The organism is Sphingobium sp. (assembly GCF_032153725.1).
Lineage (GTDB): Bacteria > Pseudomonadota > Alphaproteobacteria > Sphingomonadales > Sphingomonadaceae > Sphingobium.
In genome coordinates this window covers 1-22,920 of the sequence record NZ_JALDYQ010000006.1, presented here as the reverse complement: position 1 = coordinate 22,920, position 22,920 = coordinate 1, and the positions used below count along the sequence as shown (strand labels likewise).

Genomic DNA, 22,920 nt, shown 5'->3' with positions numbered 1-22,920 from the left:
TGCGAATAGGATCAGGCCGGGTCCCAGGTGAAAACGTCCTGGCTGCGGTCAAGGGAATAGAAGGCGGAGGCAAGGCCCGGGATCGCGTGGTCACGCACGCTTTCGGGCGTCCAGCCGGCGTCACGCTGCACCGATCGCAGCGGCCGGCTCTGGCCCATCAATAATATCTCGTTATTGCGCGCGGTGAACACCTGCCCATTGACGTCTGCTGCGGCATCGGAAGCCAGATAGACGGCGAGAGGCGCATTCTTATCCGGCGTCATCTGCTTCAGCTTCTCGACCCGAGCGGCCTGGTCGGGCGTCGTTGCGGGAATATTGTCCGTCATCCTGCCCCAGGCAAAGGGCGCGATACAGTTGGACCGGACGCCAAAGCGCTGCATGTCGAGCGCGATCGACTTGGAGAGGCCGACGACCCCCATCTTGGCGGCGGAATAATTGGCCTGGCCGACATTGCCGATCAGGCCGGACGTGCTGGTCATGTGGACGAAGGCGCCGCTCTGCTGGTCCTTGAACAGCTCGGCCGCCGCGCGGCTGACGAAGAAGGCGCCGTTCAGGTGAACGCCGATGACCGACAGCCATTGCTCGGGCGTCATCTTGTGGAAGATGGCGTCGCGCAGGATGCCGGCATTGTTGACGACGATGTCGAGCCGACCGAATGTCTCCTTCGCCGCCGCGACCATCGCCTGCGCTGCTTCCCATTCGGCAACGCTGTGGGTGTCGATCGCAGCGCGGCCGCCCGCCGCCTCGATGGCCGCCTTGGTTTCCTCGGCTGGGGTCGCCGATCCACCTTCACCGGACAGCGAAACACCGACATCGTTGATGACGACAGCCGCGCCAGCCTGTGCCATGGCAATGGCGATGGCGCGCCCGATGCCTCCGCCCGCGCCCGTGACCAGTGCTGTCTTTCCTTCGAGCAACATTCGCTCTTCCTTTCAAACGGGTTCGCCTCAACCGAGGATGGTCTTGGCCAGGATGTTGCGCTGCACCTCTGATGCGCCGCCGTAGATGGTAGCAGCACGCGATACGAGGAACTGACCCATCGGGTTGAGGGCCCGGTCGCCATCAATGGGGTGGAGCAACCCGCCCTGCGCCCCGGCGATCTCCAGCATATATTCGGTGATGCGTTGGAAAAGCTGGGTCTGGTTGAGCTTGAGATACGAAACCTCCGGCCCCAGCGTTTGGCCGCGCCGCAGCCGGTCCGCGATCGTTTCGAACAGGCATTCATGATCGGCAAGGTCGAGGCGAAACCGAGTCAGCCGGTCAACGAACAGCGGGTCGTCCGTCAGGCCGGCATGGGCACCGAGTCTGATCAGCCGCGCCAACGCATTGGCCGCCATGCGCGGCGAGCCCAGGAAGATGCGCTCGAACCCCAGCAGGTTCTTTGCCATCGTCCAGCCTTGATTGACTTCTCCCACCAGATTTTCCTGGGGGACGCGCACATCGTCAAAGAAGACTTCGCTGAACTCGTCCTGCAAATCCAGGTTGATGATCGGGCGCACGGTGACGCCGGGCGTGTCCATCGGGATCAGCAGAAAGCTGATGCCCTGCTGCTGCTTCGCCGTCTTGTCTGTGCGCACCAGCGCGAACATCCAGTTGGCGTCACCCGCCAGCGTCGTCCAGATCTTTTGCCCATTGACGACCCAGTGCTCGCCGTCCAGCACAGCCTCTGTCCGCAGGGAAGCAAGGTCGGATCCGGCATTGGGTTCGCTATAGCCCTGGCACCAGATCTCCTCGCCAGTGATGATGCGCGGCAGAAAGCGTGCCCGCTGATCGGGCGAGCCGTAGGTGATCAGCAGCGGCCCCAGCAGCACGATGCCATGGTCAGGGCTGCGCGCCGCGCCGAAGCGCTCGAACACGTCCATGTAGATGAGTTGCTTGGCGGCCGAGAGGCCCATGCCGCCATGCTCGCGCGGCCAGGCAGGCGCGAGCCAACCCGCGGCAGACAGGATCATGTACCAGGGCTTGACCTCATCCCAGTGCAGCCGCTTCGCCGGGCTGCGCAACTCGGGCGGATGATGCTGGTGAAGGAAGCGGTTCGCCAACGCGCGGAAATCTGCGTCGCTAAGCGCGTTGAAGTCGTCGAGATGGAAATCCGCGTAAAGCATGTCAGTCCTCGCTTTGCAGGGGCATGAGCGCGGCGAAGCGCTGGCGGTGCAGGCGGGCGCTCCCATATTGCGGAGCCGTAACCATCACCTTGCGCAGATAAAGGCCGATATCATGCTCGTCGGTATAACCGATGCCGCCGTGGAGCTGGATCGATGAGCGCGCGATCAGCGCGGCGGCCTCGGCAGCGCGCGCCTTTGCCCGCGACACTCCGGCCAGGGACGCATCGGTCGGACCTTCACGGTCCCAGCGGGCAGCGGCATCGGAGATGCTGGCGCGCGTCAGCTCAAATTCGAGTTGGAGGTCCACCATGCGATGCTGAAGCGCCTGGAAGCTGGCTAGTGGTTTGCCGAACTGGATGCGGGTTTTGAGGAATTCCGCTGTCCGCTCGAGCACGGCATCCATGACGCCCAGCAGATAGGCGCTGGTAGCGAGACACGCCTCGGCCAGCGCGGCGCCAGCATTTCCGATGATGCCCTCTCCCTCGACACCATCGAGGAGCAGCGTGCCATAATGTCCGCCGTCCTGCGTCTCGTCGTACGATAGGGTCACTCCGGGGGCGTCGGCGGCAACCAGCCAGTTGCCGTCAGGCGCGATGACGAGGAAAGCATCGGCCGAGCGCGCCATCGGAATGAATCTCTTGGCGCCATGAAGGCGTCCATCGCGAAGAAACTCACGATCGCTTGGCGCCGCGGCGTCCGGTTCGTCTTGCCAAGCCGGCAGAACGAGCGTGTCCCCGGCGAGATGGCTTTCCAGCGGTCCGCCTTCCAGCAGCGCTGCGACGAGCGCCGCTGGAATCAGCGGTTCGGGTACCAATGCCGCGCCCATTTCCTCGGCCAACGCGCAATAGGCTGCGATGGACAGTCCCACGCCGCCACGCCCCTCGGCAAGCCGAAGCGCCGGCCAGCCCAACTCGCACATGCTGCTCCAGGCTGCCTGATCGAAACCGGCGTGCTTATATCGCAAAGCCCGCACGCGGGCGAGATCGCGCCGCGAGGCAAGACCCTCGGTGCTTCGGCGGATCAAGTCGATGGCTTCGGACATTTCCAGGGAATTGCTCACAGATTTGCCTCCGTGCCAGAGTTCGGCAGGATCGCGTCGAACCGACCTTCATCGGCGACAATAAGGTCGCGCTCGACGACACGGGCGCGGAAGGAACCATCGTTCCAGATTTCGGTCCGGATGGTTTCGCCGGGAAGGACGGGCGCCGCAAAACGCAAGGAAACCGACCGGAGACGATCAGGGCGATAATCCAGGCAGCCGCGCAGGATTGCGTGCAAAATGAAGCCCATTGTGCACAGCCCATGGAGGATCGGTCGCTCAAACCCGGCTCTGGCGGCTATATCGGGATCACTATGTAACGGATTGAGATCACCGTTCAGCCGGTAGAGCAAGGCCTGTTCCCGTCTGGTGGCAAGGTCGATCGACAGCGCAGGCTCGCCTTGCAGCGTCGGGGGCGCGGGCGAGATCGGCGCGTCGGAGCCTCCGAAGCCGCCGCCGCCCCGGATGAAAGTCGTGCGGTCAAGGCGCGCGAAGGGCAGTCCGGTCGCATCCGAGATCTGTGTTTCGGTGAGAATGAGAGCCGCCTTGCCAGGTCCCTTGTCGATGAGGCCAGTGATGCGGGTTTCGCTTTCGACTTCAGCGTCAACGGGCAGGGCCCCGGTGATGGCGATCGACTGGCGCCCATGAAGGACAGCGACCGGATCGACCCCCGAATCGGGATGACCGAGCCAGAATCCCGGATGAGCCATCACCAATGTCATCGAGGGCATGGGCAGCGGGCCGGCCAAAGGGTCAATGAAGGACTGTTGAGCCCTGTGAGCGTCATCATGCCCCATCCCCACCGACAGCGCGTAAAACGCCGCGTCGCGCGGCGTGACCTTCTGACGCACCCGCGGAATCTCGAAGTTGAGCAGCTTTTCGGCGTCAATAGGCATCTGGGGCCACCGACGCGTTTACGCTAATCTTCGTCAGACGCTCGTCATCGTGCACGCTCGCCAGGTCGCGCACTACAGATCGTCTGGCAACTGACTGTGTGGCGCCGGTTTGATTGACCACCTTGGCCCCTCCCCGTTTCGCTTGTTGCCACGGTGCTGACATAAGAGGCCGCTCGCGAAAAGGGGCCCGAGCTGATAGCCTTAGTTAGGCATAGGTATTGCCTATTCCCTATTCCCAGCGAAGGAAGCATCTCCCCGATCGTGCGCTTCCCAAGGCGTCTTCCATTGACCCCAACTGCACCCTAAGCAGAGGCCGTAGGCCCGAAATTGCGCGCATTCCCGTCGATGACAGCAGCGTCGAGTTGGAATCGTTCAATCATTTCCTGCACGATCAACGTGACCGTATCCTGGACGATCCGGCTTGCGCGGGTGATAGGCCGGGAGCGTTTGCGCAATAGATAGGCGGTCCGCGTCATGGTGGGCTCAATGATCTCGATCAGGCGGAGCGTGCCGGTCGCGACCTCATTGACGACGGCGGCATGAGGCAAGATCGTATAGGCGCTTGCGCGCGTAACCATGGTGATGATCTGTGGGAGCGAGTCGATCTCCACGGCAACATTGAGCCTGAAGCCAGCGCCGGCGGCGAAGCGCTGTACGATCTTGCGGGCGCCGTGCGATGCGGCGGGAAGCGCAAGTGGGAATTGCCGGATGGCAGCGGCCTGGATGGTGGGCGCGTCTGCCAGCGTCTGGTCAACGCAATCCGGCATGTTGTCTGGAGCCGTAACGAAGAACATCTTTTCCAGCATGAGCGGTTCACAGACCAGATCACGATTGTCGCATAATTCGTATACGCAGCCCAGATCGATGCGGTCATTTTCGATCCATTCAACGATGTCGCCTGACAATCCCTCACTAATTCTCAACCGCACGTCGGGGTATTCACCCTGGATCGTTTCCGCAAGCGGCACACTCAGCAATAGCCCCAGCGAAGGAGGAAAGCCGATTGCCACGGAACCCTGCGTCCGTTCGCCAACTTCGCGGATTTCCTTGACGGCGCGCCCGGCGGACCGAACGATTTCACGGCCGCGTTGCGCAAGCAGATTTCCGGCCTCCGTCAAGATCGTGCCACGCCCACTTCTCATCACGAGTTGGACACCCAGCTTTCGTTCAAGCCGCATGAGATTTTCGGACAAGGAAGGCTGGGTCATGTTGAGCAGGGCCGCTGCGGCCGAGATCGATCCTTGTTCGGCCAACGTTACGAAATAGTGCAACTGACGGATGTCGAGGGCCGGCAGTTCGCTCCGTGATTGCGGAAACCACCCATGCGCGCTTCCAGCCCCACTCACACCGTTCCTCCCATACCAGGCATAGGCCCTGCCTATGCCATGGACCACGCAAGTCAATCAATTGCCGATCGGGCCAGGCGCCATTCACCGAAGGGGTGGACCAAGCCAATGTGGTATCTGGTCGCGCTTGTCAGGATAAAGATGATCTGAGGGTGGTCGAGCTCTGTGGGAGTTGCAATTGCGGGTGGTATGCAGGAAAAGGGCCCACGCGGCGAGGCTGGTTTCACATGGGAGTTCCTTTCGATTGCTCAAGAACGAGCCAGTGCAGTCGCAATAGGTTTATGGGGACGGTAAGGTGCCGACAAAAAGTTCGAGAGTTGAAAAAATGGGGGAAACCAAGGCTCCTGTCGCCAAGCAGCGGGTTCGACGCACCCAATTGGAGCGCACGGCAGAATCCGATAAGCGCATGCTCGATGCAGCCATGCAATTGGTTCATGAGCGCGGGATCCACGGCACGACGCTGAAGGAAGTGGGGGAACTCGCCGGATATAGCCGCGGCTTGGCAAACTTCCGCTTCGGCTCCAAGGAAGGCCTATTCAGCGCCATGCTTACGCAATACAACCAGCGCTGGAAGCAGGAAGCCAACGAGTTCATTGGTGATCGGCGGGGATTGGAAGCGTTCAAGGGCGCGCTGCATGCCGTTAGTCATTTTGTCGAGACGGAAGCGCAGTTCATGCGCTCAATGCACATCTTATACTATGAAACGCTCGCGAGCAGTGAACTCATCCAAAGGCGGTTGGCAGAGCAACACCAAGCGTATCGCAAGGATATCGCTTCGATGATCGAGCAGGGCATTGCCGACGGGGTCATTAGAAAGAATATTTCTGCCGATCAAATCGCGGTTCAATTCTGTTCATTTGTATTCGGCATTGTCTATCAATGGTTGGTAAGTCCCGATATTGACGTGAAGCGAGCAACCGAAGATTATTCTGCTGCCATGTGTGAGTTATTGACCAACGATAAGAAGGGAGTAAAATCAAAGCGCAACTGAAGTTGTGGTCATTTGATCCTTTGAAAGACGGAGTCGGGTGAACCTGTGACCGAACAGCGGCGCAGGCTTGCGATATGTTTTGATGGTTCAAAGTCGTAGAGGCGACGATCTGACAGGCGGGTGATGCGCGGTTCGGAATCGAGCCCAAGCAAGTGCATTGTTGCAACAGGATGTCGGATACGCTGCTCCCATTGACTTGCAGGGCAGTCAAATCAGCTGCGGGCCCGCCCCGAAGGCCGGCAGTTTCACTCCCAGCGGCGAAATCACGATCGGGCGGTTGATGAGGATCGGATGCGCCATCATCGGATCGACAAGCTGCTCGTCGCCAAGCCGAGTTCAGCGAAAATCGCGTCCTTCTCGCGTAGCAATTCGCGCCGAGTGCCGGAAGGGCCGGAACACTATCCGCATATCTATCAAAGTGGAATATGGAGTCCGTGAAAGGCCACCGATTTCCTATCTCGCGCTTGGATAACAAGACGCAAAAGCGTCGGCATCACGGCACCGTGATTCTGCTATCCGTTGCAAATCAGCCGTTCAGAGTGCGAACATATGTGGTCGATTCATCGGATCGGGGAAACTGGATTTGTGTCTTTTTGAGGGCAGAACGTCTGGTATTCGATCGATAGCCGGGCGGTCCGGGACGCGGTGTGAAGTGCCCGACTTATTTTGTCCATTAGAACAAATTTAAACTTGCGCGCAGCAAGCAAGTGAGATAGCCATTCGATAGAAAAACGACCTATCGTGGAGGGGGTAATGAAAATAGGTATTTACGCCTCGGTGAGTTCCGTGCTGGCGCTAGCCGTGGCAATGCCCGCGATGGCGCAAAAAGCGCCACCGACGGACAACCGAACGGCCCAAGTTGCGACCGGCGCTGGCAATCCGCGCGGATCCGCCGGACAAGCGTCGGCCGGAATTGAAGAGATCATCGTAACCGCGCAAAGGCAGGCAGAAACCAGTCAGCGGGCTGCCGTCGCCATCGATGTGCTTAAACCCGAAGCGCTGGCGCAGGTTACCGAGCCGCAAGGCGTCAGCAAGCTGGCGCCCGCCGTTCAGTTCGGAAGCGCCAGCGGCAACAAACCCCTCTTCTATGTCAGAGGCGTTGGCACCTTCGCCAGCGCTTCCTATGTCGATTCGGCGATCGCGGTAAACTATGACGAGGTGTATCTTGGTCGCTCCGGCGCGAGCTTTGGCCACTTTTACGACCTTGAGCGGATCGAGCTGCTGAAAGGGCCGCAGGGCACGCTTTACGGACGCAATGCAACTGGCGGCGCGCTCAACATCATCCCCGCCAAACCGAGGCTCGGCGAGAGTTCGGTTTCGGGGAGTCTTGGTTTCGGCAATTATGATGCGGTCAATGCACAGGCAGCTGTCAATGTGCCGATTTCCGATACCATAGCCGTGCGTGCGGCGGGAACTGTATATAATCACGACGGCTACAACACCGATGGGACCTATTCCGAAGCGGGACGCGGCGGACGGCTCCAGGTGCTGTTCGAACCGAAAGATGGGGTTTCGCTTCGTGTTGCTGGCGATTACTTCCACCTCGGCGGATCTGGCCCCGCTGGCCACATAATTTCAACGACCCTCCCAGACGGTACCACGGTACCGACCGACCTGGCTCCGAATGTCGGTCCGTTCGATCCGCAAATGGTTGGGATCTTGAATTCCCTGTACGTGCCGACGGCAGGGATCACGGCTGGGCCGCACCCAACCCGGCCCTATATGGACAACAATCTCTACGGCATCCATGCGAATTTAGACGTCGATCTCGGTTTCGCCAATTGGACGGTCATCGGCGCGTGGCGTCGTTCAGAGAATAACGACATAGTTGATCCAGGAATCACCTCGCAAAAAGAAAATGAAACGGCTAAGCAATACTCTCTCGAGACGCGGCTGTCTGGGAAGGTCGGCGCCTTCGATTGGCTGGCTGGCGGCTACTTCTACAAAGAGGACTTGGCCTTCCGTACGCGGGTAAGCGTCAATGTGATCGGCGTCATCGAGGATGGCGATCAATCCACCACTTCTTATGCTGGCTTCGGCAAGCTGACCTGGAACTTGACCGATCGGTTGCGCCTGACGGGCGCCGCACGCTACACCAAGGACGAGCGGACTTTCGACGGCACGTCGACGAGGGCGACCCTGATCTGCCAGACCAACTGCGCTGGCGCCCGTCGTCTGCCCGCGGACTTCGACGATTTGCCTGCCGCGCTCCTGAGCATCGGCTATGTTCAGCCACCAGGCGTACCGGTCTATGTCGATGTGACTGGCACTTCCGATTCGGTCTATGCTCCCAGCGGCATTTCGACGAATTCGAAGATTTCGCCCGGCAAGCTGACGTATCGGGCTGCCGTTGAATTCGAGCCCGGTGACAAGTCACTGCTCTATGCCAGTGTCGAGACGGGCTTCCGATCGGGCGGATTTAATTTTTCGACACTCAAGCCATCCTATGGCTCTGAGACAATTACGGCCTATACGATAGGCTCGAAGAACCGCTTCCTGAACAACAAGCTTCAGATCAACGCCGAAGGTTTCCTTTGGCAGTATAAAAATCAGCAGGTTTCGCGCTCCGCCATCAGTGCAGCGGGTGCGCCGGAACTGATTACTGAAAATATCGGCAAATCCACCATGAAGGGGTTCGAGGTCGATCTGATGGCCAAGCCGCTTCGTAATACGTTGCTGCACGCAGATATCCAGTATCTGGACGCGCGAAACGACAATTTCGTGTACCTCGACGCCGACCTTAGCCCTTTGGTCGGGTTGCCGGCCGGCACTGTCCGCCCATCGACGACATGTCCGGCAAGCGTCGTACAGGGGCAAGGGGTTTACAGGGTCGATTGTTCCGGGTTGCGCCCGCTGCGCTCGCCGAAATGGACGATGAACCTGGGGATTCAACAGAGCTTCGATCTCTCGAATGATCTGCGGCTGACCCTTGAAGGCAACACCCACTATCAGACGAGCAGCATCGTCATGTTCGAGCGGCGCGATGGCTCGGTGTTACAGGCTTATTGGCTATCCGATGCGTCGATCTCGCTCTCCGGCGCGGGCAATCGATGGACTGTCACGGCATATATCAACAACATCGAGAACAAGCGCCTCATCCAAAGCGCATTTTTCCTGGCTCCCGTCAACGCAACAATGGCGAATTTCGGTCCGCCGCGTACATATGGGGCAAGGCTGTCGTTCAACTTCTGACAGCTTCGACCGCGGCCCGGGAAAGGGTGGCAAAGAGCCAATTTGACCGCAGCGGTATTTTACCGGTACTGCTGCGGTCGCTCCGATTTCATTTGTCAGACCGATTTTCTCCGCCAGCCGGCGAGAGCTGAATATACCTTCAGTTCCTCGCGGACATAGCTGTCGCGGGTCATTACCGTGTCAGCGATATCTTACGGATGAGATTGAATACTTTTTTCCCGCGATCATGTATTTTCCTTGTGTCTGCGGGTGACCTCGTGACGAAGAGTCGAGCCGGAGGTAAAGGCTCGTCCGCTCTGTCATCATTGTCGCACCTCCTCTGAAGCTCCCGCAGGCACCCTATACCCACGCTTCGTCCACCCTTCGGTGAACCGTCGACATGCTGCTTCGGCGCGCGCTCCACGTTGCCGCTTTTTCTGCCAGCATTTCGTCAGATTGTACTCGTGGCCGGCGCCACGCTGGCCCCGGCAAGCTGGTTGGCCGGATATCAGTTCGTGATCCCTCAGCCTTTTGGCATACAGGGCGGGGCGAACCCAGGCATCGTCCTCGCCGCGGGTAAGCAGGTGCCAGAGGATGACGGTAATTTTGCGGGCGACGGCAACGGCTGCCACGTGGGTGCCGCGCCGTGCGCGAACACGTTCGTAGAATGCGCGCAGCGGACCGGAACCTCGAACCGCCGCCCAAGCGGCCTCGACCAACATCGTACGGGCATGGCAAGGTCCCTGCTTGGTGATGCGACCATGCCTGGCGGGGCCGTTTCCCGATTGATGCACGCTGGGGTTCAGTCCAAGGAAAGCAAAGAGACGTGTGCGCTGGTGAAGCGATCGATGCCACCACGGTCTGGCTGTTCCGCGAACGGCTTGTGAAGGCCAAGGCAATCGACCGGCTGTTCGCGCGCTTCGACGCCGCGCTCAAAGATCGCGGCTATCTGGCCATGGGTGGGCGGATCATAGACGCCACCGTCGTGCCCGCGCCCAAGCAGCGCAATTCCCAGGAGGAGAAGATCGCCATAAAAGAGGGCCGTATTCCCCAGGACTGGAAGCCCGCCAAGATCCGGCAGAAAGACCGCGATGCGCGCTGGTCGATCAAATATAGCAAGGCCAAGGTCAGGGAAGGTGCCGATCCCAAGGCGGCAAAGCCGGTCGATCTGGCCATTCCGATGTTCGGCTATAAAAACCATATCGGCATCGATCGTGCCCATGGACTGATCCGCATCTGGGATGCGAGCGCCGCCAATGCCCATGATGGGGCGCGACTGCCCGATCTGATCAGCAAGGAGAACACCGCCTCGGGCGTTTGGGCCGATACCGCCTATCGATCAAAGAAGAACGAAGCGTTCCTCGCCAAGGGCATGTTCACCAGCAACATCCACCAGAAGCGGTTGCCCAAGCGGCCGCTGCCCGAACGAATAGCCAGGGCCAATGCGAGGCGATCAAAGGTCCGCGCTGCGGTCGAGCACGTCTTTGCTGGGCAAAAGCACCGCATGGGCCTCGTTGTCCGCACCATCGGCATCGCCCGCACCAGGATCAAGATCGGCATGGCCAACCTGGTCTATAATTTCCAGCGCCTCGCATGGCTTGGAGGCCGAACTGCGTCTGCTTGATACCGAAACCGTCCGTCAAGGAGCAGATCGACCCGCAGAACCAGGCAAAACAAGACCGCAAGGCGGCCAATCAGGCCAACCTGCGCCAACGCCTCAACGTTAGCCCAAAATCCTCACGCTTTTCGAGCCGTCCAGCTGTGTGAACGGTGCGATGTCAGTTGGCAGGATCGCGCGCAGGGCATCTTCAGGCCTCCTTCGGACGGGTCGTAAGCTTCTCGATCCGCTTTTCGTTGATCGTGGCAAGGACGATGCGGTCGACGAAGATGCCGGGCGTATGAATCGCGTCGGGATCGAGCGCGCCTTCGGACACGATCTCTTCAACCTCCGCGACCGTCACTTTGCCGGCGGTAGCCATGTTCGGGTTGAAGTTGCGCGCAGTCTTGCGGAACATGAGATTCCCGGCCGGATCGGCGCGCCACGCCTTTATGATCGACAGATCGGAACGCAACCAAGTTTCGCGCACATATTCCTGCCCTTCGAAGATTTCCATCGGCTTGCCTTCGGCGACCACCGTGCCGACGCCGGTTTTCGTATAGAAGGCCGGGATGCCGGCGCCGCCCGCGCGAATACGCTCGGCCAAGGTGCCTTGCGGGTTGAGCTCAAGCTCCAGTTCGCCCGACAGATATTGCTGCTCGAACAGCTTGTTCTCGCCGACATAGGACGAGATCATCTTTTTTACCTGCCGACTTTCCAGCAACATCCACAGGCCGAAGCCGTCGGCGCCCGCATTGTTCGAGATGACGGTGAGGCTCTTCACCCCCGACGCCCGGATTTCAGGGATCAGGCTCTCCGGATTGCCTGAAAGCCCGAATCCGCCCGACATGATCGTCATGCCATCGAACAGCAGCCCGTCGAGTGCCGCCTTGGGCGTGTCGAATATCTTGTTTCTCATCCTGCCTCCTCTTCCTTAGTGCCGGTCGCGCGGAAGACCGACGTAATTTTTCACCAGTCCCCGCTGCACGTCTTCAGGACCACGATTGAGAGATTGGTGCCGCCATGGACCAATCCAAGCTGATCGAACCGCTCTGAAACGCGAAGTTCGTGCATGAGATTGACGTTGATCTGTTCAAGCGCGACGGCATCGATGCCCGCCTTGTACCGGAGATGGACCGGGAACACGCCAGCGGGGCCGACACCCATAATAGCGATCGGGGTATACAAAACGTCTATCCTAATCGGCGCTTATGCGCCGTTCATGGAGAGAGGAATTTAGAGCTGATCCGAACCGATGGATATGGCGGCATCACCCATTTACTTGGACTTTTCAACTAGGCCGGATCGACATTCAGGATTGAACGAACTCGCTGACGCTCGACTGGCGCCTGGGGGCTGGCGGGAATGACCCCCTGGTGGGAGGATTTGGTTGCTGAAGACCAACCCCTCACCAGGAGTTCATCCCATGACAGACGTCACAGTAACGGTCAGCCCGCTGCGCCGTCGTATGATTGACGACATGAGCTTGCGCAACCTGTCGCCCGCCACCCAGCGCTCCTATCTGCACGCGGTGACGAAGTTCAGTCGCTATTTCGGGCGATCCCCGGATCGGCTGGGGCTGGAAGACGTCCGAGCCTTTCAGGTCTATCTGGTGTCGCAGGGCATTTCCTGGGGCTCTTTGAACCAGATCGTATGCGCGTTACGCTTCTTCTACGGCGTCACGCTGGACCGGGCGGAGATTCCGGAACGGATCGTCTATGCGCGCACGCCGCGCAAGCTGCCGACGATCCTGAGTGCCGACGAGGTCGTGCGATTCCTGGAGGCGGTGCCATCGCTAAAGGGGCGCGGCATTGACCACCGCCTATGCCGCAGGGTTGCGCGCCTCGGAAGCCGCGAGCTTGAAGGTCGCGGACATCGACAGTGACCGGATGGTAATCCAGGTCCGCCATGGCAAGGGCGCCAAGGATCGTACGGTCATGCTCTCGACGCAACTGCTCGCGATCCTGCGGACCTATTGGCGGCTCGCCCACCCCCAGGATTTTCTGTTCCCCGGACGCAGCGCCGATACGCCGATCACCACGACCTGCCTTCACGCCGCCTGCCGGTCAGCCACCAGGGCGGCCGGATTGACCAAGCGGGTCAGCGTCCACACGCTGCGGCATAGTTTCGCCACGCACCTGCTCGAGAGCGGGGTTGATATCCGGATCATTCAGGTTTTGCTCGGGCACAACCAGTTGTCGACGACGGCGCGCTACACCCATGTCGCGACGACCATGATCGCCAAAACGCAAGGCCCGCTCGACCGTCTCAGCCTGGACGTGGTGCCGCCCAGCTGAGGGCGCCGCCATGCGTCCGCCATTGGAGGTGGCGGATATATTCCGCCGCCACGGTCCTGCTTACCGCCTTGCCCATGACGGGCATCTTGACCGCGTCGAACGTCGCGTGATGGCGGCGATCGAGCTGTGCCGCACCCCAGCGCTCGGCGGCCATGTCGAGGCTTGCGACAACTGCGGCCATAGCCGGGTTTCGTACAATAGCTGCCGGAATCGCCACTGCCCAAAATGTCAGGGCATCGCGCGCGAACGATGGCTGGCCGCGCGCGAAGCCGACCTTCTGCCGGTGCCCTATTTCCACGTCGTGTTCACGATGCCGGCCGAGATCGCCGCGATTGCCTATCAGAACAAGACGCAGGTCTACGCGATCCTGTTCGATGCCGTCGCCGCGACGCTCAAGACCCTTGGCGCCGACCCCAGGCATCTCGGCGGCGAGCTCGGCTTCATCGCCATTCTTCACAGCTGGGGGCAGACGCTCACCCACCATCCGCATATCCACTGCCTCGTACCCGGTGGTGCGCTGTCGACCGACGGTCAACGCTGGATCGCCTGTCGACCCCACTTCTTCCTGCCCATTCCCCTGCTCTCGCGTCTGTTCCGCCGGCTGTTTCTTGAGCGGCTCCAGCTCGCGCACGTCGCCGGGCGTTTGCAGTTTTTCGGTACGCTGGAAGATCTGAGCGACAGCCGGGCCTTTGCCGACGCGCTCAGGCCGCTGCGGAAGACCTCCTGGGTGGTCTACGCCAAGCCGCCCTTTGGTTCACCGGCGCATGTTCTCGCCTATCTGGGTCGCTACACCCATCGCGTCGCTATCGCTAATAGCCGCCTCGTCAGCATGGCCGATGCCACAGTTACCTTCCGGTGGCGCGACTATCGCCATGGCAGCGCCCAAAAGCATATGGCTTTGACCGCCGATGAGTTTATCCGCCGCTTCCTGCTCCACAGCCTGCCTGATGGCTTCCATCGCATCCGTCATTACGGTTTCCTCGCTAATGGCTACCGTCGCGCACGACTGGCGACCATTCGTACTCTGCTGGCGACAGCACTGCCGGCATCCGACCTCGACCCAGTCGTACCCCATTCCAAGCGCTGCAATTTCGACCTGACCGTCTGTCCATGCTGCGGCGGGACGTTGCGGATCATCGCGACGATGCCACGCGATACCACCTGGCGCGCCCGCGGACCTCCGGCCGCGCCATGAGCCAGCGCTATCTCCTCGCCCCTGATCATGACGGCGCCACGGCAACGCAGCCGGCGGGCGCGGGAGCGCCGCAGTCAACCACTGCCTGGACCGACGTTACAATGCCTGCTGTTCATCTGCGGCATACGCGCAACCGCTTCCCGCGTCGTTTTCAGGCTGCCACGAGCCAGCCTCCGCTTCCCTCAGACGCGCAAGGCTCAGGCGCAATGACCGCCGACCTCATCACCCAGCACAGGTGCGCGGGTCACTAATCCCATAGCGACTGCCCAGTCAGCGAGTGCGCTCAATCCGGCTTCAATGAGGTCGCGCACCGCGCCATGACGCACGTTCAGTCCCGCGCGACCTCACAGAACCCTCTGGATTCGGAATGACGCGGCCTGCTGAATCATAGCTGAGAGCCTGATCTCCTTCCTGCTCCATCTGCGCGTAATGAGACGGATCCAAACGCCATCCCATGGCTGGAAAGCCCATGATCTTTCCCAGCAAGGTGTCGCCACAGGTTCGAGTGTCGAAACCCTTGCGAAGACCCTGGTTCAACTCATCCGGCGTGTGAACGATGATATTGACTGGACGACGAACTTCCTCGTCGCGCAAGATCTTGTCCTCAGACACATACCAATAGTCGGCAATATCGGTGAGATCCGAATGGCTGACGATGATCAGTAGATCGAAATCGGACTGGTATCCATTTTCAGGCTCATCCACCCAGTCGGAGCGGGAATAGCTGCCGAACAGGATGATCTTCTGGATCTTGCCATTGCGCTTCCACGATTGGCTGGCCCGCGACGTTGCCTCGGCAAATTCTGCGTGCAGGATTTTCTGGACCCGATCCAGCTCGGTCCGCTGGATATCCGGCAGGTGATTAAGGTCCGTTTTCATGGACCGATTCTCGCGGGATTTTCCTTTCATGGCAAGCCCATATGGACCAGCATGCGCGTACTGGCCGCTTTTCGAGTCCCCATCGGTAAACCCAACCAGCCAGGAGCGAAGCGGTGAGACAGAGCTGCCCCGGATGGCAGGCACCGCATTCTTCTTGCCCGATCGACCATTTTCGATTAATTTTTAATCATCTGGATTGGGAGTTATTCACATGGCAGCAGGGACCAGGGTTTTGACGGCCCATGTGCCAGAGGGACTGGCCGACAAGGTCGATGCCCTGGCCGCACGCATCGAGCGTTCGCGGGGATGGATCATGAAGCAGGCCCTGGCGGCATGGATCGACCAGGAGGAAGAGCGACACAAGATGACGCTCGAAGCCCTGGCCGATGTCGACGCGGGTCGGGTGATCGACCATCAGAGCATTCAGGCATGGGCGGACAGCCTTTCGACGGACAACCCCCTAGCGCCGCCGACCGCATGAAGATCCAGTGGACCAGCAAAGCATCGTCGGATCTTTTGCGCCTGCACGAACATCTGCGCCCTGTGGCACCCGAGGCAGCCGCGCGTGTCGTGCAGCAGCTCGCGCATGCACCCAACCGCTTGATCGACTATCCACGCCTTGGCGAGAAGCTGGAGGCCTTTGAGCCGCGCGAAGTCCGGCGGATCATCGTTGGCCATTATGAGATGCGATATGAGATCGCGATCGGCACGATCTTCATCCTACGCCTCTGGCATTGCCGCGAGAACCGAAGCTTCGAATCGGAGCATTGAACGATAGTACCCAAACGGCAAACCGGAAAATGCCCATCCCAATATCAACTGATATTGGGCCCGCTCCGTCCTCGCCCTACCGACCAGTTCACCCCATCCTCCCGCATCAGCCCTGCCCCCCCTGGCCGATGCGGCGTTCGAGCACCGGTCGCCATGGTACCAGCGTGAAATCCCGTGAGCGTTCGAGGACGGCGAAGCGTCCCGATATCAGATCCACCCGCCGGCGGTAGACGCCCTCCCCTTCCGCCGCCTCGCCAAAGGGAAGGCCAAGTCCGCGCGATAGCTGTCCCGCGATCCGCAGCAATTCCCGACGCCGCAGGATGGCCAGCATGTCCTTGCGATAGCGGATTTCCCCGTCCATCTGCTCGGCCAAGCCTTCATTCATCAGCCACTGCCGACGTTGCACCAGCGCGGTAGAAGTTTCCCGACCAAATCCCGCCTCCCGCAGGAGCAATGCCTCGCTTGCCACCAGCGTTCGATCAAGCCAGGTCGCGGCATCCGCTCTTGCCAGTTCCCCGACATCCACCGGCGAGAGCAGAGCGACCTCAACCGGCCTGTTCTTGAGCTGCCGCGTTTCGAAGGCTTCAACCCGTTCCAGATGGTCGGGAGCGATCGTCCAGTTGCCGTCGGCATCACGTTCGGCCACTCCGCCCTTTCGGCGCATCGCTTCCAGCCGGCGACCATGCGCCTCGACAAACGCCTCGCTGGCGGCCGGGTCATGCCGAAAATGCGCATCGGCATCATAACGCCCCCCATTGGCCGCGGCCACCGCTGCAATCGTCCGGTCGACCTCCCGAACGACAGCTATGGTCGGCCGGATTTCCACCACGCTGCCGGGAGTCAGGCCCGTGCCCTCATCGGCAACCTCCAGTCCATCGCCTTGGGCCGCGCCGATCGGGACATAATGAGTGCGCCCGTCGATCCCGTCGACCAGCAGATAATGGCGGTCATCCATCTCGTCGGAGAGGCCCCGCATGAGTACGCGCCCAGTGATGGGGAGGGCATCCGGGCTGTCGGATCATAGATGACGCCCTTTGCAGCGCCCTGTCATTGTACTGTCATACAGCAACTGCGCAGGCGGAGATCGTCACCAAATTGGCGATTTTAGGAGATAGGAAGCCATGTAGAGGTTCGGCGGATCCCTCTAAATCGATCCTCGTTCAGCCTCTCAGTGCGGAGAATCCTGTCGAAAACGATCGATCTGATGCATGCGTTCATGCAGAACCGTCACGATACCAACGGCACCATCTGACAAAACACGCCAGTAGATATAATGGCGCTCATATCGGCAATAGAACCCTTCAATGCCCAGTTCCCGTGGCACATCCCGCCAGGCAACGCGCCGCGCGGCAATATCTTCAAACCGTGCGAAGAGGCCACGTATATATTGGTCGGCCTGATCCTCCCCCCATGTTTCACGCGTATGGAGTAAATGTCGTCAATCCGCCGACCGGCGGCCTGCTGGACGCGAAATCCGATCATAAGATCAGTTACGAGCGTTGCGGGCTATGACCGCGTCGGCATCAAGAGACTGATAGTCACCCTCCGACGCGGCAAATGCGCTGACCAACTCAGCCTGGAGGAGCGCCAAGCGCTCACTCTCGACCCGCTCCTTATCGCGCCGAATCAAATCTCGGACATATTCACTCACATTTTCGTAGGCACCAGCGTCTCCGATATTAGCGGAGACAAAGGCACTGAGAGCACCGCTGACGCGCACATTTAAAGTCATAGGCTTGGACATCAGGTCACCTTTCTGTCCACAAAATATGGAATATCGAGGACAAATGCAAGGGTCGCCGGGGAATATGCGGCAATCAACAGCATCGAGCAGTCACGTTGAAATCGACCCATCCCGAACTCTCGACGTCCGAGTTTGCCTCCTCAGCAGCCGACCTTCCGCTAATGCCGAAGAGAGATCATCTATCCATTGATAGATAGTAATATATAACTATAGAATAGTTATGAATATAACCATAGATTGAGAATTATAATCGATCTTACGGATTTTTTTATAATTTCCCAATACGGCACACACAAAATTACTATCTTCTAATCTTAATATTAACAAACTATTAACCCCCTTAAAGCGCGAATCAGTGCGTCGATTTCTCGATCGGCGCGGTGTAATCTTGGGGGAGTTGTACATGCCTAAAAACAAACTTCTTATGGCGGCCGTCATGTGTGGCACCGTTCTGTCATCAATAACAAGCACTGCAGCTTGGGCCGATACCGTCCCGACACCTGACGCGCAGCCCGCCAGTCAGACAACACTCGCCGCCATGCAGGAGCAGTGCGACATTTTGGCCGCTGCTCATGAAGCCGGCAATCTCGACAAATGGACCGGCGAAGTGGTCGTTGGCACCGCGACGCTGGTAAGCGGCCCTGTTGAAACGGGCTCTCGCGACATCGACGAAGGCACGATTCACTATGCGGGGACCTATGTTCCGGCAGTTCTCGAAATCCGTGGCAATCCATTCCGCATCGGCGGCAGCGTCAACATGTTCGGAGACCAGTGGTCGACCGCTGGTTACTGGACGGACAGCACCTATTATTTCACCGCTGACTTCACTTCGACGTTCCAGCACGCCTTCAGCTGCAACATCAGTCAGGAAGTCTATCATGCCGAGCAGGTGATCCAGCACGAAGCGGAGGGACAATATATCATTGACCCCGAGCTGATTGGAAAGCCGCAAGAGCAAGCCGCCCTCCAGGCCTGCAATGCCTTCAATGCCGCGCATGCGAGTGGCGCAAACCAGGGCTTCTGGGGCAATTCTCCCCAGGGAAACTGCGTTTTCGAGGGTACGCAGGCCTATGACGAAACCATTCCTGAACATTGGGATGCCCCCGCCCTGCGATTTACCGAGGCTGGCACACCGGTAGATCAGGATCAGACGGACAGCATCTACGCGTTCGAGGATCATGGTGGCCCGGTGCAGGTCACGGGCGAATATCATGTCGGCCAGGTGGTGATCTGCATCTCGCCGAACAAACCCGCCCCCGGTGGGACATGGCGTACGCAGAACGGTTATACCGGCAATAAGTGCACCACGGACTGGTTCAAGGTCGCGCCCTGGGGCAGCGGCACCGAAGGGAGCAACGGCACCTATATCTCGGTACCGAACTACTCCCTTTAAGCCTTCCGCCGTCACCAGTGAATGCCTCGTCAGATCATGCTGGCGAGGCATTCTTTCCTTGAAGCCGAGTTGAACCGGATGCCCTCCATTTCGCTCCTGCGCCGGGCTTTTATCGGCAGCTGCTGTCCGGTCGCGATAATGGCCGGCATGACGTCCAGCGCTTTGGCGCTTGAAAATGCGAGCGCGACATCTGCGCAAGGGGGCGCGGCATATAGCGCCGATCAAACGCTCATCATCGTCACCGGCACGCGGGCTATCGTCGCCGCCCTTCAGGACGTGCCAGTTGAACAGACCTATGATGAAGACAGTGTCGCATCCTACAATGTCAGCACCACCGGGGAATTGCTTGACGATATCCGCAACGAGAATGGAGATACCGACCCTGCGATCCTCGTGAACGGCCGGCCAGTCACGGACCCCGCCAATATTTCCGACATACCGGTCGAAGCGATCGCACGCGTGGAAATGCTGCCGCGCGGCTCCGCCCAGCGCGTCAATGGTGCGGCCGGTCAACGGGCTTACAATATCGTGCTGCGGAACCGGGTCAGGAGCGCCACCCTTACCGCCAACCGGGAAATGGCGACAGAGGGCAGCTGGTCGAACAGCAAGGGAGAGGCGCTGCTTACCTATATCAAGGGGCAGGACAGGATAAATCTGACTATCAGGGGAAGCCAGTCGGCCAATCTTTTCGAGTCAGAACGGGATTTTGTGCCTCGCCAGGAGGCCATCCCCTATTCCGTGCTTGGGAATATCATTCCCTTTGCGGGAACAGAAGTCGACCCGCTATTAAGTGCTGCGGCGGGCCAACAGGTCAGTCTTCTCGCCCTGCCGCAGGGAGAGGCGACACCTTCGCTCGCTGATCTGTTGGCAGGTGCCAACAAGCTCAATCCAAGCAACCAAAGCTTCTATCGAACATTGCGCGGCGCCTCCCGCCCCGTCGACATTGCGGTCGCCGGAAACAAGGAACTCGCGCCGTGGCTTTCCCTCCAGTTCAGCGGCCGAATGAACTGGACGAACACAGAGAATTACAACGGCCTGCCCTCGGCCCGCTTTCTGATTCCCGCCAGCAATGGGTTCACGCCCTTTTCCACGCCGGTCTACATCGCGCTGAACGATCCCAACCGCCCCCTACGCAGCGAGAGCAGGACGAAGAGCCATTCTGCGTCCATCGCGCTCAACGCGTCGTGGCAAGGCTGGCGCGCCATTCTGGCTGGCCGTTGGGATGCTCGCCAGCTCGCATACCAATCACGGCTCACGGGTCCGCTAATCGGCGGATCGGTTGTCGCTTCCACGCAAAATTCCTTTGATGGCTCACTGGCCGGACTGATCCCGATCACCACTCGCAGGACGTGGAGCCGGAACAGCACGCCCCAGATCACGCTTGATCTGGATGGCCCGCTTTTCGAGAATTGGGCAGGCACGGTTCGCGCGCGCGCGGGTTTGAGCGCGACCTGGATCGATTATGACGCAGAGGACAGCTCTGGCGAGCGCGCTTTCACCCGCCATGAATATCTCGCCAAGGCAGGCATTTCCATACCGCTCATCAGTCGGGAAGGGCGCTTTGTGCCGATGCTGGGCGATGTCGAGCTTGCCCTGGATGCCGGTGTTGCCGATCTGGGGCGTTATGGAAATTTGAAGAAACGCGGCGTGGAACTTGACTGGGGGGTGCTGGATTGGCTGCGCTTCAGCGCCAGCAATATTCGTGCCGAACGCGCAATCGCCCCGGAACTGCTGGCTGCGCCCGAGCTCATCAGTCCCAACGTGCCTTATTTCGACCCGCTGACGGGAGAGACCGTTGACGTAACCCTAGTTTATGGCGGTACGACCTCCCTGCGGAATGAGGATCTAAGATCAAAAACCATCTCTCTGACAGCAAATCCGTTTCGCAAATATAATTTCCAGCTCGACATGGCATATTCGTCCGATGACCTGCGAAACCAGCTGGGTGCGCTACCGCCGCCCAGCACCGCCGTGGTGGCTGCTTTCCCCGACCGTTTTCAGCGCGATGCCTCAGGCACATTGGTCCTCGTCGATAATCGCTCCGTCAATTTCGCCCGTCAGCGAACGGAGCAGATGAGGTTCGGGCTGCGTTTCGCCATTCCCCTGACACGTTCCGCGCATGCGGTGGGCAAAACAGGTGTCGCTGCCCGGCGTACGCCACCGTTGAAGCTGCAGGTGACTGCCTCGCACAGCATCTTGCTTAAGAACAGCACTGTTATCCGCGAAGGATTGCCCGAAATCGATCTGCTAAAGGGGGGCGCGATCGGCATTGCCGGTGGGCAGCAGCGTCATGCGACCAATGCGAGCATCGCCCTGAACAGAGGCGGTACGGGGATGCGGTTCGACGTCCGGCGGCGGGGGACGAGCTATCTCAGCATCGGCACGCCCTCAGACCCCGACAGGCTCACATTCTCGCCCCTGACGACGGTGGATCTCCAGCTCTTCGCTGACCTTGCGCAACTTTTCCCAAAGCAGCGGATTGCTAAAGGCGCCAGGATCACGGTCGCGTTCGATAATCTGACGAACCAGCGTCAGCGCGTGACCAATCTGCTCGGGGACACTCCGCAGGCGTATCAACCTGTACGACGCGATCCAATCGGTCGAACGGTTATGGTCGAACTGCGGAAAATTTTCTAAACAGCGCACTTTCCAGAACTCGGCCTGGGAGAGCGCGACCCTTTATCGCCGTTCGACGGCCAAATTCCGCCTCTCAGGTGCGGACCGATCGCTTCCCGGGTGCATGAGCGGACGAATGGCACGATGCCGTCCGACTCCATTTATATCAGCGATGGCGGGGTGCACGATCTACGCCCCCTTAGTCACCGTTGGCATCAACCATAAAAACCGTGGGTTTGCCTCGCGAAGCAGGATCCCATCCTGCCGATAATGCTGCCCGTACCCCTCGCGAAGCAATCGCATCGTTGATGTGCAAACGGCCTTTCGGCAATCCTCTCATCAGGCGCTTGGGTGCGGGAAATTCCAGCACGGCTTCGCGCGGCATGTCTCTCTGACGTAGGGAGACAGTCATTCCCTTCCAGCCATCGGAAGAGGACAATTGAGGCTCGCTCAGGAGTTCCCAATCAAATTTGAAACCGTCGATCTCGACAGTGCCGCGGCGGCCGGGTGCTTGAAACATGTCAGACCCCTAGCATGTCCGCAGCGGTACTTCACCCCTGGCATCGCAGGGTTTTTTCGACGCCCTCAGTCGCCATTCCGAGCGAACAGGATCACATGATCGAGTCCGTCGCCAGCGGGCGCATAGGCACAATGTCTGGAGCACGGCCACCGAGCGTGAAACAGTGTTTCAAAAATCAGCGTGACCCAATCTGTTTGCAACCTGAAGCGCCGCAATTCCCCTTTGGCTGAAGGGTGGAGTGAGGGTTTATTTTAATCGCCCAACCAACCGGATATAATCTCGCCCTTATGCCCTTCGGGCGCTAACGCTGCGCGCAAAGCTTCCAACAGTGGCGGCTGTGTCTGGGTGAAAGCGTAGGGC

21 protein-coding genes and 5 pseudogenes are annotated in these 22,920 nt (G+C 59.7%); 10 read left to right on the top strand and 16 right to left on the bottom strand.

What is annotated here, in order from left to right; all coding sequences use genetic code 11:
* Window positions 1-11: 11 nt before the first annotated feature.
* From RUH75_RS03695 to RUH75_RS03675, 5 genes are all read right to left on the bottom strand, one after another.
* Complete coding sequence (locus tag RUH75_RS03695) at window positions 12-920, bottom strand: SDR family NAD(P)-dependent oxidoreductase (RefSeq protein WP_313802284.1); 909 nt, start codon at window positions 918-920, stop codon at window positions 12-14.
* Window positions 921-947: 27 nt separating this feature from the next.
* The gene (locus RUH75_RS03690; RefSeq protein WP_313802282.1) at window positions 948-2,105 is read right to left on the bottom strand and encodes an acyl-CoA dehydrogenase family protein; all 1,158 of its coding nucleotides are present in this window, start codon (window positions 2,103-2,105) and stop codon (window positions 948-950) included.
* 1 nt (window position 2,106) lies between these two features.
* Complete coding sequence (locus tag RUH75_RS03685) at window positions 2,107-3,165, bottom strand: acyl-CoA dehydrogenase family protein (RefSeq protein ID WP_313802280.1); 1,059 nt, start codon at window positions 3,163-3,165, stop codon at window positions 2,107-2,109.
* Window positions 3,162-4,040 (bottom strand): MaoC/PaaZ C-terminal domain-containing protein, encoded by an 879-nt coding sequence (locus RUH75_RS03680; protein WP_313802278.1) that lies wholly within the window; start codon window positions 4,038-4,040, stop codon window positions 3,162-3,164. The genes RUH75_RS03685 and RUH75_RS03680 overlap by 4 nt, the downstream gene beginning before the upstream one ends.
* 302 nt (window positions 4,041-4,342) lie before the next feature.
* The gene (locus tag RUH75_RS03675; RefSeq protein WP_409592313.1) at window positions 4,343-5,386 is read right to left on the bottom strand and encodes a LysR family transcriptional regulator; all 1,044 of its coding nucleotides are present in this window, start codon (window positions 5,384-5,386) and stop codon (window positions 4,343-4,345) included.
* Window positions 5,387-5,711: 325 nt separating this feature from the next.
* Between RUH75_RS03675 and RUH75_RS03670 the strand changes: the two genes are divergently transcribed.
* Window positions 5,712-6,377: a TetR/AcrR family transcriptional regulator gene (locus tag RUH75_RS03670; RefSeq protein WP_313802276.1), complete on the top strand. Its 666-nt coding sequence runs from the start codon at window positions 5,712-5,714 to the stop codon at window positions 6,375-6,377.
* A 33-nt stretch (window positions 6,378-6,410) separates the two neighbouring features.
* On the opposite strand, the pseudogene RUH75_RS23620 reads toward RUH75_RS03670, so the two are convergent.
* Together RUH75_RS23620 and RUH75_RS03665 are read right to left on the bottom strand one after the other, a co-directional pair.
* Window positions 6,411-6,594: pseudogene (locus tag RUH75_RS23620) on the bottom strand (Tn3 family transposase); the annotation flags it as partial.
* Window positions 6,595-6,617: 23 nt separating this feature from the next.
* Window positions 6,618-6,751: pseudogene (locus tag RUH75_RS03665) on the bottom strand (ArsC/Spx/MgsR family protein); the annotation flags it as partial.
* A 379-nt stretch (window positions 6,752-7,130) separates the two neighbouring features.
* Here RUH75_RS03665 and RUH75_RS03660 point away from each other — a divergent pair.
* Window positions 7,131-9,569: a TonB-dependent receptor gene (locus tag RUH75_RS03660; RefSeq protein ID WP_313802274.1), complete on the top strand. Its 2,439-nt coding sequence runs from the start codon at window positions 7,131-7,133 to the stop codon at window positions 9,567-9,569.
* 302 nt (window positions 9,570-9,871) lie between these two features.
* On the opposite strand, the pseudogene RUH75_RS03655 reads toward RUH75_RS03660, so the two are convergent.
* A pseudogene (locus RUH75_RS03655) lies at window positions 9,872-10,375 on the bottom strand (transposase); the annotation flags it as partial.
* A gap of 8 nt (window positions 10,376-10,383) precedes the next feature.
* Here RUH75_RS03655 and RUH75_RS03650 point away from each other — a divergent pair.
* Window positions 10,384-11,172, top strand: a pseudogene (locus tag RUH75_RS03650) (IS5 family transposase); the annotation flags it as partial.
* Between the two features lie 184 nt (window positions 11,173-11,356).
* Here the strand turns inward: RUH75_RS03650 and RUH75_RS03645 are convergent.
* A complete protein-coding gene (locus RUH75_RS03645) occupies window positions 11,357-12,064 on the bottom strand; it encodes a CoA transferase subunit A (protein ID WP_313802272.1) in 708 nt (235 codons plus the stop codon).
* A 50-nt stretch (window positions 12,065-12,114) separates the two neighbouring features.
* Entirely contained in the window at window positions 12,115-12,333 is a 219-nt protein-coding gene (locus RUH75_RS03640; protein ID WP_313802270.1) for a hypothetical protein, read from the bottom strand.
* A gap of 238 nt (window positions 12,334-12,571) precedes the next feature.
* Between RUH75_RS03640 and RUH75_RS03635 the strand changes: the two genes are divergently transcribed.
* From RUH75_RS03635 to RUH75_RS03625, 3 genes are read left to right on the top strand one after another with little or no spacing between them, the layout of a single operon-like run.
* Complete coding sequence (locus RUH75_RS03635; protein WP_313802268.1) at window positions 12,572-13,030, top strand: site-specific integrase; 459 nt, start codon at window positions 12,572-12,574, stop codon at window positions 13,028-13,030.
* Window positions 12,957-13,442 carry a tyrosine-type recombinase/integrase gene (locus tag RUH75_RS03630; RefSeq protein WP_313802266.1) on the top strand — a complete coding sequence of 162 codons (486 nt, stop codon included), beginning with the start codon at window positions 12,957-12,959 and terminating at the stop codon, window positions 13,440-13,442. Before RUH75_RS03635 ends, RUH75_RS03630 begins: the two co-directional genes overlap by 74 nt.
* A 10-nt stretch (window positions 13,443-13,452) precedes the next feature.
* Window positions 13,453-14,637 carry an IS91 family transposase gene (locus tag RUH75_RS03625; protein ID WP_313802264.1) on the top strand — a complete coding sequence of 395 codons (1,185 nt, stop codon included), beginning with the start codon at window positions 13,453-13,455 and terminating at the stop codon, window positions 14,635-14,637.
* Window positions 14,638-14,931: 294 nt separating this feature from the next.
* Here RUH75_RS03625 and RUH75_RS03620 read toward each other — a convergent pair whose 3' ends face one another.
* On the bottom strand, window positions 14,932-15,516 hold the full coding sequence (locus tag RUH75_RS03620; protein WP_313802262.1) for a nucleotidyltransferase domain-containing protein: 585 nt from the start codon (window positions 15,514-15,516) through the stop codon (window positions 14,932-14,934).
* 211 nt (window positions 15,517-15,727) lie between these two features.
* On the opposite strand from RUH75_RS03620, the gene RUH75_RS03615 reads away from it, so the two are divergent.
* Complete coding sequence (locus RUH75_RS03615) at window positions 15,728-15,997, top strand: ribbon-helix-helix domain-containing protein (RefSeq protein WP_313802260.1); 270 nt, start codon at window positions 15,728-15,730, stop codon at window positions 15,995-15,997.
* Window positions 15,994-16,287 (top strand): type II toxin-antitoxin system RelE/ParE family toxin, encoded by a 294-nt coding sequence (locus RUH75_RS03610; protein WP_313802258.1) that lies wholly within the window; start codon window positions 15,994-15,996, stop codon window positions 16,285-16,287. Before RUH75_RS03615 ends, RUH75_RS03610 begins: the two co-directional genes overlap by 4 nt.
* 106 nt (window positions 16,288-16,393) lie before the next feature.
* Here RUH75_RS03610 and RUH75_RS03605 read toward each other — a convergent pair whose 3' ends face one another.
* The 3 genes from RUH75_RS03605 to RUH75_RS03595 all read right to left on the bottom strand — a co-directional run bounded on the left by RUH75_RS03605 (window position 16,394) and on the right by RUH75_RS03595 (window position 18,031).
* The gene (locus RUH75_RS03605; RefSeq protein ID WP_313802256.1) at window positions 16,394-17,263 is read right to left on the bottom strand and encodes a DUF3363 domain-containing protein; all 870 of its coding nucleotides are present in this window, start codon (window positions 17,261-17,263) and stop codon (window positions 16,394-16,396) included.
* Window positions 17,264-17,455: 192 nt separating this feature from the next.
* Window positions 17,456-17,671 (bottom strand): hypothetical protein, encoded by a 216-nt coding sequence (locus RUH75_RS03600; protein WP_313802395.1) that lies wholly within the window; start codon window positions 17,669-17,671, stop codon window positions 17,456-17,458.
* A gap of 102 nt (window positions 17,672-17,773) precedes the next feature.
* Window positions 17,774-18,031, bottom strand: a complete 258-nt coding sequence (locus RUH75_RS03595) for an addiction module antitoxin (protein ID WP_313802254.1) — start codon at window positions 18,029-18,031, stop codon at window positions 17,774-17,776.
* 403 nt (window positions 18,032-18,434) lie between these two features.
* Here RUH75_RS03595 and RUH75_RS03590 point away from each other — a divergent pair, with 403 nt between their 5' ends.
* A complete protein-coding gene (locus RUH75_RS03590) occupies window positions 18,435-19,424 on the top strand; it encodes a hypothetical protein (RefSeq protein WP_313802252.1) in 990 nt (329 codons plus the stop codon).
* Between the two features lie 576 nt (window positions 19,425-20,000).
* Window positions 20,001-22,061, top strand: coding sequence for a hypothetical protein (locus RUH75_RS03585; RefSeq protein ID WP_313802250.1), 2,061 nt, complete (start codon window positions 20,001-20,003; stop codon window positions 22,059-22,061).
* 178 nt (window positions 22,062-22,239) lie between these two features.
* Here RUH75_RS03585 and RUH75_RS03580 read toward each other — a convergent pair whose 3' ends face one another.
* Together RUH75_RS03580 and RUH75_RS03575 are read right to left on the bottom strand one after the other, a co-directional pair.
* Entirely contained in the window at window positions 22,240-22,560 is a 321-nt protein-coding gene (locus RUH75_RS03580) for a hypothetical protein (protein WP_313802248.1), read from the bottom strand.
* 251 nt (window positions 22,561-22,811) lie between these two features.
* Window positions 22,812-22,920 (bottom strand): annotated as a pseudogene (locus RUH75_RS03575) (23S rRNA (adenine(2030)-N(6))-methyltransferase RlmJ); the annotation flags it as partial.

Coding starts and splice junctions, on each gene's coding strand:
- RUH75_RS03670 (WP_313802276.1), top strand. CDS start 5,712: ATGGGGGAAACCAAGGCTCCTGTCGCCAAGCAGCGGGTTCGACGCACC.
- RUH75_RS03615 (WP_313802260.1), top strand. CDS start 15,728: ATGGCAGCAGGGACCAGGGTTTTGACGGCCCATGTGCCAGAGGGACTG.
- RUH75_RS03590 (WP_313802252.1), top strand. CDS start 18,435: ATGCCTAAAAACAAACTTCTTATGGCGGCCGTCATGTGTGGCACCGTT.
- RUH75_RS03580 (WP_313802248.1), bottom strand. CDS start 22,560: ATGTTTCAAGCACCCGGCCGCCGCGGCACTGTCGAGATCGACGGTTTC.
- RUH75_RS03695 (WP_313802284.1), bottom strand. CDS start 920: ATGTTGCTCGAAGGAAAGACAGCACTGGTCACGGGCGCGGGCGGAGGC.
- RUH75_RS03610 (WP_313802258.1), top strand. CDS start 15,994: ATGAAGATCCAGTGGACCAGCAAAGCATCGTCGGATCTTTTGCGCCTG.
- RUH75_RS03645 (WP_313802272.1), bottom strand. CDS start 12,064: ATGAGAAACAAGATATTCGACACGCCCAAGGCGGCACTCGACGGGCTG.
- RUH75_RS03625 (WP_313802264.1), top strand. CDS start 13,453: ATGCGTCCGCCATTGGAGGTGGCGGATATATTCCGCCGCCACGGTCCT.
- RUH75_RS03585 (WP_313802250.1), top strand. CDS start 20,001: ATGGCGACAGAGGGCAGCTGGTCGAACAGCAAGGGAGAGGCGCTGCTT.
- RUH75_RS03660 (WP_313802274.1), top strand. CDS start 7,131: ATGAAAATAGGTATTTACGCCTCGGTGAGTTCCGTGCTGGCGCTAGCC.
- RUH75_RS03680 (WP_313802278.1), bottom strand. CDS start 4,040: ATGCCTATTGACGCCGAAAAGCTGCTCAACTTCGAGATTCCGCGGGTG.
- RUH75_RS03605 (WP_313802256.1), bottom strand. CDS start 17,263: ATGCGGGGCCTCTCCGACGAGATGGATGACCGCCATTATCTGCTGGTC.
- RUH75_RS03635 (WP_313802268.1), top strand. CDS start 12,572: ATGACAGACGTCACAGTAACGGTCAGCCCGCTGCGCCGTCGTATGATT.
- RUH75_RS03620 (WP_313802262.1), bottom strand. CDS start 15,516: ATGAAAACGGACCTTAATCACCTGCCGGATATCCAGCGGACCGAGCTG.
- RUH75_RS03595 (WP_313802254.1), bottom strand. CDS start 18,031: ATGTCCAAGCCTATGACTTTAAATGTGCGCGTCAGCGGTGCTCTCAGT.
- RUH75_RS03690 (WP_313802282.1), bottom strand. CDS start 2,105: ATGCTTTACGCGGATTTCCATCTCGACGACTTCAACGCGCTTAGCGAC.